Below are 12,767 nucleotides of genomic sequence, written 5' to 3'. Positions count from 1 at the left end.
AAAACCGTCTTACATAGGTGTGAACATTGGCACAGGCGGACCATCCTCAGAGGTTGGCTTGAACACGAGCTTGACCTTCTGACCGATTTTCAGTGCGGCGAGATCGCAATCCACGATCTGCGTCATCATCGTCACGCCTTCGTCCAGTGTGACATAAGCGATGCAATAGGGGTTTGGATTACCGCGTTGCATGACGCTCAATGAGTAGATCGTTCCTTTACCTGAACCTTCCTTCCATTCGGTTTCACCAAAACAGAAGGGGCACAGCGTACGAGGGTACCAATGCGGTTCTTTGCATGACTTGCAATATTTCACCAAAAATTTACCCGTTTTGGCGGCTTCCCAAAATGGTTGGTTACCTTGCTCTTCAGCTGGGGCGGGGATAGGGTTGGGTTGATACATCATCGTCATGATTATTCACGCTCCATGATCAGAGTTGCGCTACCATGGCGCGAACCTAAAAAGCCGCCTGTGCCATGGGCCAAAGCGATATCGCAATTTTTAACTTGCACTGCAGGATGAGCTTCTCCGCGCAGCTGGCGGACGGCTTCGATCACTTTGGTGATCCCGCCACGATTGGCTGGATGGTTATTGCACAGTCCACCACCGTCCGTGTTGAAAGGTAGCTTACCCACACCTGAAATCAAATTGCCATCTGAGACAAACTTACCGCCTTCGCCTTTTTTGCAAAAGCCCAAATCTTCGAGCTGCATCAACACAGTGATTGTGAAACTATCGTAAATGGAAGCGTACTTGATGTCCTGAGGCGTCAAACCAGCCTCTTCGAATGCGAGGGCACCGGAGATACGCGCACCTGAATATGTCAAATCCACTCGGCCACCTAACTGGCCTTTGACGGACTCACCGGCACCACGCAGTTTGACCAATGGACGCTTCAGTGATTTGGCGATGTCCGGTCTGGCTACAATCAACGCGCCACCACCATCACTGACTACGCAACAATCGAGTCGATGCAGAGGTGTGGACACCAGTGGAGAGTTGATCACGTCCTCGACGGTCACGACGTCGCGCAGCATGGCATGCGGGTTGTGCTGAGCGTGGTGCGAAGCCGCTACCTTGATCCACGCGAGTTGCTCGGATGTTGTACCGTACTCGTACATATGACGAGCGGCAACCATCGCATAACTATTGACAGTCACAGGTCCAAAAGGGGCTTCAAAAGGAACGTCGGGTAAATCATTTCCCCAGTTACGAGGCTGCAAGCCCGATGAGCCCGCCGACCGTGGACGACCGGCAAGAGTAATCAGGGCAATATCACATTTTCCGGCGGCGATGGCCTGCGCTGCGTGAGAAACGTGAATAAGATAAGAGCAACCACCTGTTTCAGTCGAATCCACATGGCGCAATTTATTGAGCCCCATGTAATCAGCCATGTTAAGCATCCCAAGGCCTGGAGCATCTCCGGCACAAAAGTAGCCATCAATGTCACTCAGGCTTAGACCTGCATCCTCGAGTGCGCCTTTGGCAGACTCGGCATGAAGTTGTGCGACGGATTTGTCGGGGGCTTTACGTGTAGGATGTTCGTATGCACCGACGATGTAAGCTTTGTCTCGTATGGTCATTGGATTCATTACTAAGTTGTGAAAAAAATTGAAGAACAAATAGCTTTTTACCACTGTTGCGGGTTGATGTTTCTGATTTGCTAATTTGAATTGATTTTTTGTGTGAAGCCGCTCACACCAAGCACCATCCAGCCAACCATTAAACTTACACCGCCAATAGGTGCAAATTGAGTCGCTTCAGGGATGCCCAGCAGGTATTTCAGTTCGATTGAACCGCAAAATAGTGCGATACCGAATAGAAAAAAGTAACGGCTAAAGCGTACGAATTTTCCAGGGAGCTGCAGTGTCACGAGAATGACAACAGTATGAATCAGTTGATAGATTGCGGCCTTTTCAAGCGCTGCAACGGCTTTGGGATCTTGCACCGCGTGCGCAGCAACAGCCCCTATCGCGACAGCGAATACACCGAGGAGGGCGGTCACCAGCAACCATTTATGATTAAAACCATCTTTATTTGAAATCATCACACAGTTTAAAAGTCGTAAAATTCAGGATTATTTTCCTCGTATTATGCAACCTTTGGCTCCCTTGAGCCTGACTCTGGCGAATCTTATGAATTTAAAATGGCTAGTTGGTTTGTTGCCTTTACTACTGGGAGGCTGTCTTGGCATCAACCAAAACTCATCCCCCAGGGACACTTTTACGGTTCCTGTTTCCTACGAAGTCATTTTCGAGCGCGCTAAAGCTCAGGCGCAACGCTGCTGGAGCGCCGATGGCGAGTTCCCCGTCATTGGTGCCATCAATCATACCGATCGCACTGCATTTGTCGCCGTCACAGGTGAGCTGGGCGGGAACCGTTATGGTCAAGTGGATATTCGTGCTTTGAATGATCAGTCCACCGAAGTTCAAGTGATGGTGAACGGTATCAATATCTGGAATGTTAAATCGCTTGCTGCGATGCACGAAGTGCTGCAGTTCGGTACTCCAACCTGCATTAGTTATATGCCGCGACCTCAACCTTGAGCAACAAACGAACAGACTTCATGAAAAGTTTTTTATAACAACCTTTATTTGAGTAGCACAGTGTCTTCTTTAGAAAATCCCAACCGTTATTTTGGCCTTGAAATTCCTTATTTAGACTTTCTTCAGCTTGAGCCAGTGTTGTGTGAAAATGACCGCGCAGTCACGCGCATCAAAATTCGCGACGAATTACGCAATAGTCGTGGTCATATCCACGGCGGAGCAATCATGAGCATTCTTGATTTCACGCTCAGCGCCGCTGGCCGCGCGAATGACCCTCTGGGTATTGGCATGGCAACCATAGATATGCATACGACTTGTCTAGAACCTGCTGTGACCGATTTGACAGTCGAGGCGCGTTGCATACGGCGCGGAAGTTCAATCGCATTTTGCGAAGGTGAAGTATTGGATACGGCTGGTCAAGTCATTGCCAAAGCGACCGCAGCTTTTAAGGTGCTGCGCGTCAAGCATCCAACTTAATTCAACTTTGCTTTTACCTGAGCGGAGAGGGTGGACATATCAGCACGCCCCGCGAGCGCCTGCTTCAGGATCGCCATGACTTTCCCCATCGCCTGAGCACCGCTGACACCTTGTGCAGAGACCTCAGCGACAGCGGCGTCTATTGCCGCGGCGACTTCCTCTTGGGTAGCGGCTTGAGGCAGGAACTCTTTCAGTACAGCAAGTTCGGCGGTTTCTTGCGCAGCGGTCTCGGCACGACCTGCTTTTTCAAATGCCGCGATTGATTCGCGGCGTTGTTTGATCTGCTTTTCAATGATCGCGGTCACCTCGGCGTCAGTGAGGTCCTTACGTTCATCGACCTCACGTTGCTTGATTGCAGCCTGCAAAAATCTTAATGTACCAAGTCGATCAGCGGCTTTTGCCCGCATGGCCTCCTTAACGGCATCAGCGATTCGGATTTTCAGCTCAGACATAAATAACCTTCAGGCAAGAATCAAAGTAGGGGGATTATAGTTTGTGTGCATCAAGCGAAGAAATACCCGCGGAAATTTTTCCTTGCATCGTATCGATTGTCCAGAGACTCTCCCCATCAGGCCGTCCCATCGCATCGAAGCGCTTTTCATGAAATCTCACCATTCCATCGGCTCGCTGCATGATTAAAGTCGTACAGCGGGTACCGTACCGTTCATTTTTAATAAACGGGCTCCCCAACAACTTTTCTCGTTCCGGACCTACACCGGTATCGGGTAACTCCTCGACCGAGGCTGAGCGCGTATCCTGCATGATCTCAAATAGCCTCTCTGGTATTGGCTGAGTCAAGTTTTTTTGGGCAAGATGCTCATGTACAGCTTGTTTTGTTCGTGTCAATTTTGGCCAGGGTGAATCCAGGGAAGCATTCGATATGCCTACAACGCCAGGTTTAATGGGCAGTGCGCTCACCTGAGCACGGCTGTTTTCTCCGTTGTGACCTCTGTTTGAACAATACCAAAGACCTGTCCGATCAACTAACAATAAATTAAAACCGTTGTACTCAAGTCCACGGTCACGCAATTTTTCAGCGTAATGTTGGGCAAGTACTTCTTCTCGCAGGAATTCGTCAGTCAGCTGTCCACGAGAGGGTGCTTGGGGATTATGCATCCCGGGTTCCCGGTAGTTCGTCAGGAGCGCGAGTCGGCCATGCGCTGTCATACCTAACCAAGTTCCACCCGCGCTCAGGTCTCGTCCGCCCAGTATATGAGCGGCATCACTCCATGGACTGGCAGCAAGAGTCGGTCGGCTGTGTAATTCATCGCGATTGGCCACGATGATCAATGGCCAATAATGCAGAACATTGGTGGCGATGATGGCAAGACACATAATGTCAGACTGTTTTCACACGTTCAGCGATGGCGGCCACTTTTGAAGGCCAATTCACCATAATGACACCAACCATCACAAGCAAGGCACCCCAAACAAATTCAGCATGTAACGGCTCGTCCAGTATGAGCACGCCGAATGTCACACCCAAGAGAGGTGTGAGAAAGGTAAAGATCGATACACGTGAAGCCAGATAATGCTTGAGCAACCAAAACCAGACAAGTAGGCTCAAAAATGCGATGAAAACTCCTTGACTGATAATGCTGATGACTAAAAATTGGCTCCAACGAACACCATACTGGTCTGTCAAAACACAAGCGAGAAGTAGAGCAAGTGCAGCAAAAAATAGTTGGTAAAAAGTCGTTTGGGTGGCTGGAAGTTTTGCCAGACCTGTTGTGCGAATCAACACTGTGGTGATTGCCCAGCCCAAACCGGCACCCAACGCCAACAAGTCTCCCCACAACATGCGAAGATCAAAATGTGGTTGGTTGGCTCCGCCGATAAAACCGATTCCGATTCCGATGAAACTCACAAAAACCCCCGCCCATTGGCGCCGACTGAGGTGTTCTTCCGGGACCCAAATGTGGAGTCCCAATGCAGTAAAAATTGGAGCGGTATACAAAAACACAACCAAGTGAGAGGCAGTGGTGAGCCGCAAACTCTCACCAATCATCCACCACTCGAGACCAAAGATCAGGCCAACAGACATACCTGCTCGCCAAGGACCTTTCCACAATGCCAGCGATTCACCTTGTTGCCACATGAAAAGTGCGAGCAACAAACAGCCAAGGCTTGAACGCAAGGCGATCTGCATTGAAGGACTGATGTCATCTATGCTGAGTTTGAATAAAATTTGCTGACCGCCCCATAGCGTACAAAGCATGATGATGCTGAGATAGGCCGTGGCGTCTAGCGATTTGCGCGAGGTGGACATGCATTTCCTTTCCGACAATCGATTTTACACACTGACGATGTCAGGACAATCTTGAATGTACAGACTGTTAAAATCCAACCTTCGCAGCTCCTTTTGATTCCATACTATGGCGATCGCGCATCCTCCCATTGGCTCCTCGCTTGAAGCCTGGCTTCAGTACCTCGAATCTCTGCATCCAAGTGCGATTGACATGGGTCTCGAGCGGGTGCGCGAGGTCGCAGGCCGGCTTGATCTTGACTCCGGGGCGATTAAATTCGTTGTCGGCGGCACAAATGGTAAAGGCTCGACTTGCGCGATGCTGGAGTCCATGTTGCTGGCTGCTGGTTATCGTGTTGGGCTTTATACGTCCCCCCACCTTGTCAAATTCAACGAACGCGCCCGTGTCAATGGAGACATTGTCAGTGATGCTGACTTGATCAGCCAGTTCGAAGCAGTCGAAGCCGCCCGCAAGGGTGTATCGCTGACTTACTTCGAATTCACCACGCTTGCAGTGTTGCGTCTATTCGCAGGCGAAAACCTGGATGCAATGGTGCTTGAAGTCGGTTTAGGTGGCCGACTGGATGCAGTGAATATCGTCGATGCTGACTGTGCCATCATCACAAGCGTGGATATTGACCACGTGGACTGGTTGGGCGACACGCGTGAAAAAATCGGCTTCGAAAAGGCCCATATCTTCCGTTCCGGACGGCCCGCCATCGTCAGTGACCCATCCCCACCACAGTCATTATTGGATTATGCGCAAATAATCGGGGCGGACTTATGGCTGTTTGGTCGTGACTTCAATTATTCCGGCGATCGTCAACAATGGGCGTTTGGTGGTCGAGAGCAACGTCGAAACGCGTTGGCATACCCGGCTTTGCGGGGAGCAAACCAGTTATTAAATGCATCAGCTGCCTTGGCTGCGCTCGAGTCGGTGAGAAATAAACTGGCCGTTCCACAGCAAGCCGTTCGGCAGGGGTTGCTACAGGCTTCCTTGCCTGGCAGATTTCAAATTCTTCCCGGACAGCCCACCATCATCATGGACGTGGCGCACAACCCACATGCAGCCGCCGTTTTAGAGAAAAATCTAGGCAATATGGGGTTTCATCCCTATACATATGCTGTTTTTAGCATGTTGTCTGACAAGGATATTCAATCCGTCGTACGCCATATGGCGCCCCGAATTGATCACTGGTTTTGCGCAGCTTTACCTGGCCCCCGGGGCCTCTCAAGCGCCGAGGTTCAGTCCAAGGTCCTTCAAGTTTTGGCTGAATCTGATTCTAAAGCCCCAAAAGAGGTTCAAGTTTCAGCTTTTGACAGCGTCAAAGAAGCTTTCAAAGCGGCACGCAGTAAAAGCAACCTGGATGATAGAATCGTAGTGTTTGGATCGTTTTTGACGGTCGCCGAGGCACTGAGCATGAAAGATGAGTCGTAACATTCTTTTTCATCTCATGATTGGACGCTTAGAGCGCATGTTTAGTCAGTTAGATTTTCCGGTCAGGATGTTTTAAATGGGACTGTTTTCCAGAAAAGATAGTGCCCCTACGCGCAAGCCCACAGGTAAGCCGCGCCCCTCTGTTACGAGCGAAGCTCAAGCGGCCGAGTTGCGTATCAAAGCCAGAAGACGTCTGGCTGGTGCCGTCGCACTAATACTTGCAGCGGTTGTCGTGATTCCAATGTTACTGGACTCAGAGCCGGCTCCTGTTGCCAGCAATATTCCCATTCGCATCCCTGATCGTCAGACGCCTTTCCAGCCCAACCTGAGTGAGCCTGATACCAGCGCTGCTGCAGCCTCAAATACTACCGCCACAACTGGTCAGGTTACTGCGAATGCAACGACCAACCAGACTGGCGCGGCCGGCTCGACCGATTCATCTGCGACAAGTGCCGCAGGTTCAATATCAGCGAAACCTGATAGCGCATTAAAACCTGGCGTTGCTCCAACCGAGAGCGCGAAAACTACCGCCGCCAAACCCGCGACGCCACCCACTCCATCCACGACACCTCCCGCGGCTCAGCAACGAAAAGATGATGCTGCGCGCGCACTCGCACTCCTTGAAGGCAGATCACCTGTTGCCAGCGCCCCAAGTCCTAAAGCGCCTGTAAGAGGTAATTTTGTTGTTCAGGCGATGTCTCTAGATTCAGCCGCGGATGCTCAAAAACAACGTAACGTTCTGATTTCTGCCGGTCTCAACAATGCGTTTGTAGATGGTCCAGTCGATGTCAATGGCCGTCCAAAATATCGTGTTAGGGTGGGGCCCTTTCAGTCCCGTGAAGCCGCACAAGCCGCACAGACTCGTCTGCGTACGCAAGGTTATGGCGGTGCATTTATCACTACACAGTGACTGGTTTCGACTTTGTTCTCCTAGCGATCCTGGCGATCTCGGTCGTATTAGGACTGCTTCGTGGACTTCTTAAAGAAGTCTTGTCGTTAGTGGCCTATGCGTCTGCCTTTTTAGCTACAATATGGTGGGGACCCACAGTTTCTGATTGGTTTGCTCAATGGATTACTCAGCCATTTGTCAGCATGGCGCTGGCCTATCTGGGCGTATTCATTGCAGTGCTTATGTCGATTGGACTGATCAATATGACTTTATCCGCCATGTTAAGTAAGACAGGGCTTACTCCAGCCGATCATGGTTTAGGGGCGATGTTTGGTCTGTTGCGGGGCATTTTGTTTGTGTTGGTGTTAGTCATTCTGGCGGGCTACACACCCCTACCTGAAGAACCATGGTGGAAGAATGCCATGTTTTCAAAACAGGTTGTTGGTGCGGTGCAGCAAATTAAACTCAGGCTGCCACCTCCTGTCAATGACTGGCTACCTTATTAAAATTTAATTTTTCATTTCGGTTTAACCGTAATCAGGATATTTCATGTGCGGAATTGTTGGAGTCGTTGGGCGCGGACCTGTCAATCAGCTGATCTATGATGCGTTGCTATTGCTCCAGCATAGAGGCCAAGATGCGGCTGGTATCGCAACCTCAAATGGCAATCAGTTCAATATGTACAAAGCCCACGGCTTGGTGCGTGACGTTTTTCGCACCAGGAACATGCGATCACTTCCTGGGACATCGGGTATCGGACAAGTCCGCTACCCGACCGCGGGCTCCTCGGAAAGTGTAGAGGAAGCACAGCCTTTTTACGTCAACGCACCTTTTGGCATCACCTTTGCTCATAACGGCAATCTGACCAACTGGCACGAGCTGCGAGAGTCTCTTTTCAGAGTCGACCAAAGGCATATCAATACCAACTCTGACTCCGAAGTGTTGCTAAACGTATTGGCGCATGAATTACAACGGTCTGCCAATGGTGTTTCTCTGGATGAGGGTGCAATATTCCGGGCCATCAAAGCCGTTCATCAGCGCGTCAAGGGAGCTTATGCGGTTGTCGCACAGATCGCCGGTTACGGCCTGATCGCCTTCCGAGACCCAAACGGCATTCGTCCATTGTGTTTGGGTCAGTCCGAGGCTGGGCAGGGGACAGAGTGGATGGTCGCCTCGGAGTCTGTCGCGCTTGAGGGCACTGGATTTCAGTTCGTCAGAGATATTGCGCCAGGAGAGGCCATATTTATTACTTTGGATGGAAAGCTCAGTAGTGAACAGTGCGCACCTGGTGCGATTCATGCACCTTGTATTTTTGAATATGTCTATTTCGCTCGCCCCGATTCCATACTCGATGGTGTTTCGCTTTATGGATCCCGCTTAAAAATGGGCGAGTATCTCGCGGACAAGCTCGCCAAGACTCTAAGACTAGGCGATATCGATGTAGTGATGCCAATTCCCGATTCATCTCGTCCAGCGGCTATGCAACTTGCAGACAGGCTCGGTCTCAACTATCGAGAAGGACTCATCAAAAACCGCTACGTTGGCCGAACTTTTATTATGCCCGGTCAAGCGGTTCGTAAAAAGTCAGTCCGACAAAAACTCAATACGATCGGTATGGAATTTAAAGGCAAAAATGTTTTGCTAGTAGATGATTCCATCGTGCGTGGCACGACAAGCAGGGAAATTGTAGAAATGGCGCGTGCTGCTGGTGCCAACAAGGTCTACATGGCATCAGCTGCGCCACCAGTTCGCTATCAAAACGTTTATGGCATTGATATGCCTACTCAAAAAGAATTGATTGCAACCGGACGAAATGAAGACGAGATCGCCAACATCATTGGTGCCGATGCACTCGTATACCAAGACATAGACTCAATGCAACGCTCAGTATCCGACCTGAATCCTTCTTTGACTCGATTCGACAACTCCTGTTTTACCGGAGAGTACATTACAGGTGACATCACTCCGGAATATCTAGAGCGCGTGGGTCGTAACCGAAGCGGTGCCCAGGACGAATCCAATGGTCTTTTATTTAATATGGGATTCGCCGCTGAGGACAATTAACGCGTCAGTTTTTGCAAGGCGATGATGCTGAGTGTCCCGACTAGGCAAAACATCGCCAAGCTCCACCAAGCATACTCAATCCCCAGCAGCTTGACGCGCGCATCCATGCAGCTCGCATAAATACCAAATAACCATGGCACCGCCGCATCAAGCCCTGTCCGAGTCATGATTTGGTCTGCGAGAGTTTGCGCGCAGGAAAATGTATTAGAAGCAACTTTTTCCTGATACCACGCTGAGGCAACTCCAGCGATCGAGCCAGCCAAAGCGATTGCAGCTGCCAAAGCCTGGCGTATTTTTGATTGCGGACCAAAAGTGAGCAATAAGATCAGGCTCCCAATCAGAAGAAATAACAAACGTTGAAAAACGCACCATGCACAAGGTTGCATGTCATAGACATATTGAGAAATCAACGCAACACCAACTGAGCCAAAACACAGCAAGGCACTTAAACGCAGAATGAGAATTTCACGCGGCACGAAGTTGCTCCAGGGAAAGGGTATCAAGCAGTGCACGCTCAAATTGCCGTTGAACTCGAGGCTGAGACAATGCTTCTCCTGTGATGACAAAGACATCTTCAACGCGATCGCCCAAAGTCATGACTTTTGCAGTTTGAATCACGAGATTAAAGTCGACAAAAACTTGAGCTAAATCACTTAGTAGTCCCGCCCGATCTGTGGCTGTGATATCAATGACCCAGGTTTCATTCATCTCGCCAGGTTTAATTTCGACAGAAGGCGGGAAAGGAAAAGCTTTTGAAAGTCTGGAAGTACGTATGCCGATTTGACGTTTCAAATCGGCGAGATTCAATTTATCTAATTGAGTGGTGAGTTCGTGCTCGATTAAAGCAGCATCTGAGCGTAAATCATTCAAACCATTTGTTGGCAACACAATAAAGCTGTCAAGCGCATACCCACCTCTCGTGGTGTGAATGCGAGCATCCTGAATATTCAAACCGCGACTTCCAAAATAGCCACATAATCTGGCGAATAAGTTTTTGACGTGCTTGGTGTATACAAGAACTTGAAGACCCTCCGCGCCTTCTGTTGGACGAGCTTTAATGACTGTTTCCTCAGTGCCGAAGCAATAATATAGATGTCGAGTATGCCAGGCAATTTCTGGAGCATCATGCCTTAAAAAGTATGCAACATCCAACTGCGCCCAAAATGCTTCACGCGCATCGTCACGTAAACCCGCGAGACGAGTCAAACCAGCCGCTTCATCCATGCGGTGTCGCAAAACAGTATTGGCGTCCCCGGAGGAGCCACCCAAGGCTGCCAGTGTGAGATTAAACAAATCTTCGAGAAGCTTTCCTTTCCATGCATTCCATACTTTAGGACTCGTGCCTCGTATATCCGCGACAGTCAATAGATAGAGTGCGGTCAGATTTCTAGGCGTGCGAACTAAAGAAGCAAACTCCTGAATCACGTTAGGATCGGAAAGATCCTTTTTTTGCGCCACTTGCGACATCATTAAGTGGTGTTTGACTAAGAATACGACCAAGTCCGTTTCATCTTCTTTGAGGTCATGCGTGCGTGCGAACTTCCTGACCTCTTCGGCACCTAGCGTTGAGTGATCGCCGCCGCGCCCCTTGGCGATATCGTGAAACAAGGCGGCAACATAAAGAAGCCAATGACGATCGAAACCCGCCATCAGTCGCGTCGCTAAGGGGTACTCCTGAGCATGTTCCACCATTGTGAAACGTCGAATGTTGCGTAAAACAGCAAGAGTGTGCTGATCGACTGTATAGACATGAAATAAATCATGCTGCATCTGACCAACCACGCGTCGGAAAGCAGGCAAGTAACGCGGCAAGATATTGAGCATCGTCATGCGTCGGAGTGCGTGAACAATGCCCTGATTTTGTTTGAGGATCTCGATAAACAAATGACGATTAACAGGATCGGCTCTGAATGACGCATCGATCTGATGTCGAGCATGCCATATGGATCGCAAGGCGCGCGCCGAGAGCTCAGTCAGCTCGGGATGTTGCTGCATGACCAAAAATATGCGCAACAGTTCCGAAGGATTCTTTTCAAAGAGTTGCTCATCCACAATGTCCAGGCGATTATGGTGGGCAATATAATGTTCATCCAATGGCCGAGCATCGGTCATCGACAATGGAAATAAGTGCTCTCCGATTGCTTGAACAAGCAAAGTGTTCAGTTGCGTCACCAGGCGAGCCGCCCAGTAATAACGCTGCATCAAAATTTCGCTCGCACGTCGCGTGGCGGTTGCTTTGATTTGGTAGGCCTGTGACAGACCGTGCTGTAAATCAAAAAGTAAGCGATCCTCGCGACGATTGACCAGCAGATGTAACTCGATTCTCAGGCGTTTAAACGCCTGTTCAGCCCTGCCAAGGTCACGTGCCTCTGAGCGGGTCAACAAACCCGACTGCGCGATTTGTTTCCAGGTTTGTCCAAAACCCGCAGCTCTGGCCATCCACAAGATAACTTGTAAATCCCTCAAGCCTCCTGGCGACTCTTTGCAATTTGGTTCAAGAGAGTAGGGTGTTTCTTGAAAACGAGCATGACGCTGCTGCATTTCACTGCGTTTAGCCTGAAAGAAGCTGCGAGGGTCCAACTGCTCCTTCATCAGACTCATAAAACGCTGTGTCAAAGAACGACTCCCAGCGATCCAGCGAAGTTCAAGCAAGGACGTTTCAATCGTAATGTCAGCGCGAGCCTCGGTCAGACACTGTTCAATGGTTCGGACGCTGCAACCCGGCTCAAGTCCGACATCCCACATCGCGGCGACCAGGCCACTGAGCGTAGCCTCAGCAGCGGGACACGGATCAGCAGGCAACAAAATCAACAGATCGACATCAGAAAATGGGTATAACTCACCTCGACCAAAACCACCTACAGCGGCCAGGGCAGCCCCTTTGGGCAATGGATACACCTCAAGCAACTGACGTAGGGCCTGATCGGCAGCCCGTCTGAGCGATGTAAGTAGTGTGTCTGCTAGAGGCTTGGCACGATATTTTTCAAAGGCCTCATCTCTGGAAGTCTTGAGACTGAAACGGATGGCACCGACTTTATCGCTTAAGGTATCTTTAATTGCGATTGGTTTAGTCATCTTGCCACCAGTTTGATGCGATAGATTGAATAT

Annotated in this window: 14 protein-coding genes; 6 read left to right on the top strand and 8 right to left on the bottom strand. The window is 50.0% G+C overall.

Features of this window, described 5'->3' with window-relative positions:
- Positions 1–9: 9 nt before the first annotated feature.
- The 3 genes from QWY30_RS07510 to QWY30_RS07500 all read right to left on the bottom strand — a co-directional run bounded on the left by QWY30_RS07510 (position 10) and on the right by QWY30_RS07500 (position 2,047).
- Positions 10–411: a Zn-ribbon domain-containing OB-fold protein gene (locus QWY30_RS07510; protein WP_290239741.1), complete on the bottom strand. Its 402-nt coding sequence runs from the start codon at positions 409–411 to the stop codon at positions 10–12.
- A 2-nt stretch (positions 412–413) separates the two neighbouring features.
- On the bottom strand, positions 414–1,583 hold the full coding sequence (locus QWY30_RS07505) for a thiolase family protein (RefSeq protein WP_290239739.1): 1,170 nt from the start codon (positions 1,581–1,583) through the stop codon (positions 414–416).
- An 80-nt stretch (positions 1,584–1,663) separates the two neighbouring features.
- Positions 1,664–2,047, bottom strand: a complete 384-nt coding sequence (locus QWY30_RS07500) for a DUF423 domain-containing protein (protein WP_290239737.1) — start codon at positions 2,045–2,047, stop codon at positions 1,664–1,666.
- An 88-nt stretch (positions 2,048–2,135) separates the two neighbouring features.
- Between QWY30_RS07500 and QWY30_RS07495 the strand changes: the two genes are divergently transcribed.
- Together QWY30_RS07495 and QWY30_RS07490 are read left to right on the top strand one after the other, a co-directional pair.
- The gene (locus tag QWY30_RS07495) at positions 2,136–2,546 is read left to right on the top strand and encodes a BPTD_2524 family lipoprotein (protein WP_290239735.1); all 411 of its coding nucleotides are present in this window, start codon (positions 2,136–2,138) and stop codon (positions 2,544–2,546) included.
- Between the two features lie 60 nt (positions 2,547–2,606).
- Positions 2,607–3,023, top strand: a complete 417-nt coding sequence (locus tag QWY30_RS07490; protein ID WP_290239733.1) for a PaaI family thioesterase — start codon at positions 2,607–2,609, stop codon at positions 3,021–3,023.
- Here QWY30_RS07490 and QWY30_RS07485 read toward each other — a convergent pair.
- The 3 genes from QWY30_RS07485 to QWY30_RS07475 are packed head-to-tail and all read right to left on the bottom strand — an operon-like array spanning position 3,020 to position 5,292.
- The gene (locus QWY30_RS07485) at positions 3,020–3,475 is read right to left on the bottom strand and encodes a GatB/YqeY domain-containing protein (RefSeq protein WP_290239731.1); all 456 of its coding nucleotides are present in this window, start codon (positions 3,473–3,475) and stop codon (positions 3,020–3,022) included. The genes QWY30_RS07490 and QWY30_RS07485 overlap by 4 nt on opposite strands.
- Before the next feature lie 34 nt (positions 3,476–3,509).
- Positions 3,510–4,358, bottom strand: coding sequence for an NRDE family protein (locus QWY30_RS07480; protein WP_290239730.1), 849 nt, complete (start codon positions 4,356–4,358; stop codon positions 3,510–3,512).
- 4 nt (positions 4,359–4,362) lie between these two features.
- Positions 4,363–5,292, bottom strand: coding sequence for a DMT family transporter (locus QWY30_RS07475; protein ID WP_290239728.1), 930 nt, complete (start codon positions 5,290–5,292; stop codon positions 4,363–4,365).
- 106 nt (positions 5,293–5,398) lie between these two features.
- Between QWY30_RS07475 and folC the strand changes: the two genes are divergently transcribed.
- From folC to purF, 4 genes are all read left to right on the top strand, one after another.
- Positions 5,399–6,706 (top strand): bifunctional tetrahydrofolate synthase/dihydrofolate synthase, encoded by a 1,308-nt coding sequence (gene folC / locus QWY30_RS07470; RefSeq protein ID WP_290239726.1) that lies wholly within the window; start codon positions 5,399–5,401, stop codon positions 6,704–6,706.
- A gap of 76 nt (positions 6,707–6,782) precedes the next feature.
- The gene (locus QWY30_RS07465) at positions 6,783–7,616 is read left to right on the top strand and encodes an SPOR domain-containing protein (protein WP_290239724.1); all 834 of its coding nucleotides are present in this window, start codon (positions 6,783–6,785) and stop codon (positions 7,614–7,616) included.
- Positions 7,613–8,101: a CvpA family protein gene (locus QWY30_RS07460; RefSeq protein ID WP_290239723.1), complete on the top strand. Its 489-nt coding sequence runs from the start codon at positions 7,613–7,615 to the stop codon at positions 8,099–8,101. Before QWY30_RS07465 ends, QWY30_RS07460 begins: the two co-directional genes overlap by 4 nt.
- A 43-nt stretch (positions 8,102–8,144) precedes the next feature.
- Positions 8,145–9,659, top strand: coding sequence for an amidophosphoribosyltransferase (gene purF / locus QWY30_RS07455; protein ID WP_290239721.1), 1,515 nt, complete (start codon positions 8,145–8,147; stop codon positions 9,657–9,659).
- Here the strand turns inward: purF and QWY30_RS07450 are convergent.
- Positions 9,656–10,135 (bottom strand): disulfide bond formation protein B, encoded by a 480-nt coding sequence (locus QWY30_RS07450; protein WP_290239719.1) that lies wholly within the window; start codon positions 10,133–10,135, stop codon positions 9,656–9,658. The genes purF and QWY30_RS07450 overlap by 4 nt on opposite strands.
- Positions 10,125–12,734, bottom strand: coding sequence for a [protein-PII] uridylyltransferase (locus tag QWY30_RS07445; protein ID WP_290239717.1), 2,610 nt, complete (start codon positions 12,732–12,734; stop codon positions 10,125–10,127). Before QWY30_RS07445 ends, QWY30_RS07450 begins: the two co-directional genes overlap by 11 nt.
- Positions 12,735–12,767 lie beyond the last annotated feature (33 nt).

The sequence above is a fragment of the Zwartia panacis genome (genome assembly GCF_030410395.1).
Taxonomy (GTDB): Bacteria; Pseudomonadota; Gammaproteobacteria; order Burkholderiales; family Burkholderiaceae_B; genus Zwartia; species Zwartia panacis.
Note: the sequence above shows the minus strand (reverse complement) of the source record. Positions and strands in the feature narration are given on the sequence as shown.

Bases quoted from the DNA above. Each gene is read 5' to 3' on its own strand.
- QWY30_RS07480 (WP_290239730.1), bottom strand. From the start codon at position 4,358: ATGTGTCTTGCCATCATCGCCACCAATGTTCTGCATTATTGGCCATTG.
- QWY30_RS07445 (WP_290239717.1), bottom strand. From the start codon at position 12,734: ATGACTAAACCAATCGCAATTAAAGATACCTTAAGCGATAAAGTCGGT.
- folC (WP_290239726.1), top strand. From the start codon at position 5,399: ATGGCGATCGCGCATCCTCCCATTGGCTCCTCGCTTGAAGCCTGGCTT.
- QWY30_RS07495 (WP_290239735.1), top strand. From the start codon at position 2,136: ATGAATTTAAAATGGCTAGTTGGTTTGTTGCCTTTACTACTGGGAGGC.
- QWY30_RS07510 (WP_290239741.1), bottom strand. From the start codon at position 411: ATGACGATGATGTATCAACCCAACCCTATCCCCGCCCCAGCTGAAGAG.
- QWY30_RS07475 (WP_290239728.1), bottom strand. From the start codon at position 5,292: ATGTCCACCTCGCGCAAATCGCTAGACGCCACGGCCTATCTCAGCATC.
- QWY30_RS07465 (WP_290239724.1), top strand. From the start codon at position 6,783: ATGGGACTGTTTTCCAGAAAAGATAGTGCCCCTACGCGCAAGCCCACA.
- QWY30_RS07500 (WP_290239737.1), bottom strand. From the start codon at position 2,047: ATGATTTCAAATAAAGATGGTTTTAATCATAAATGGTTGCTGGTGACC.
- QWY30_RS07485 (WP_290239731.1), bottom strand. From the start codon at position 3,475: ATGTCTGAGCTGAAAATCCGAATCGCTGATGCCGTTAAGGAGGCCATG.
- purF (WP_290239721.1), top strand. From the start codon at position 8,145: ATGTGCGGAATTGTTGGAGTCGTTGGGCGCGGACCTGTCAATCAGCTG.
- QWY30_RS07505 (WP_290239739.1), bottom strand. From the start codon at position 1,583: ATGACCATACGAGACAAAGCTTACATCGTCGGTGCATACGAACATCCT.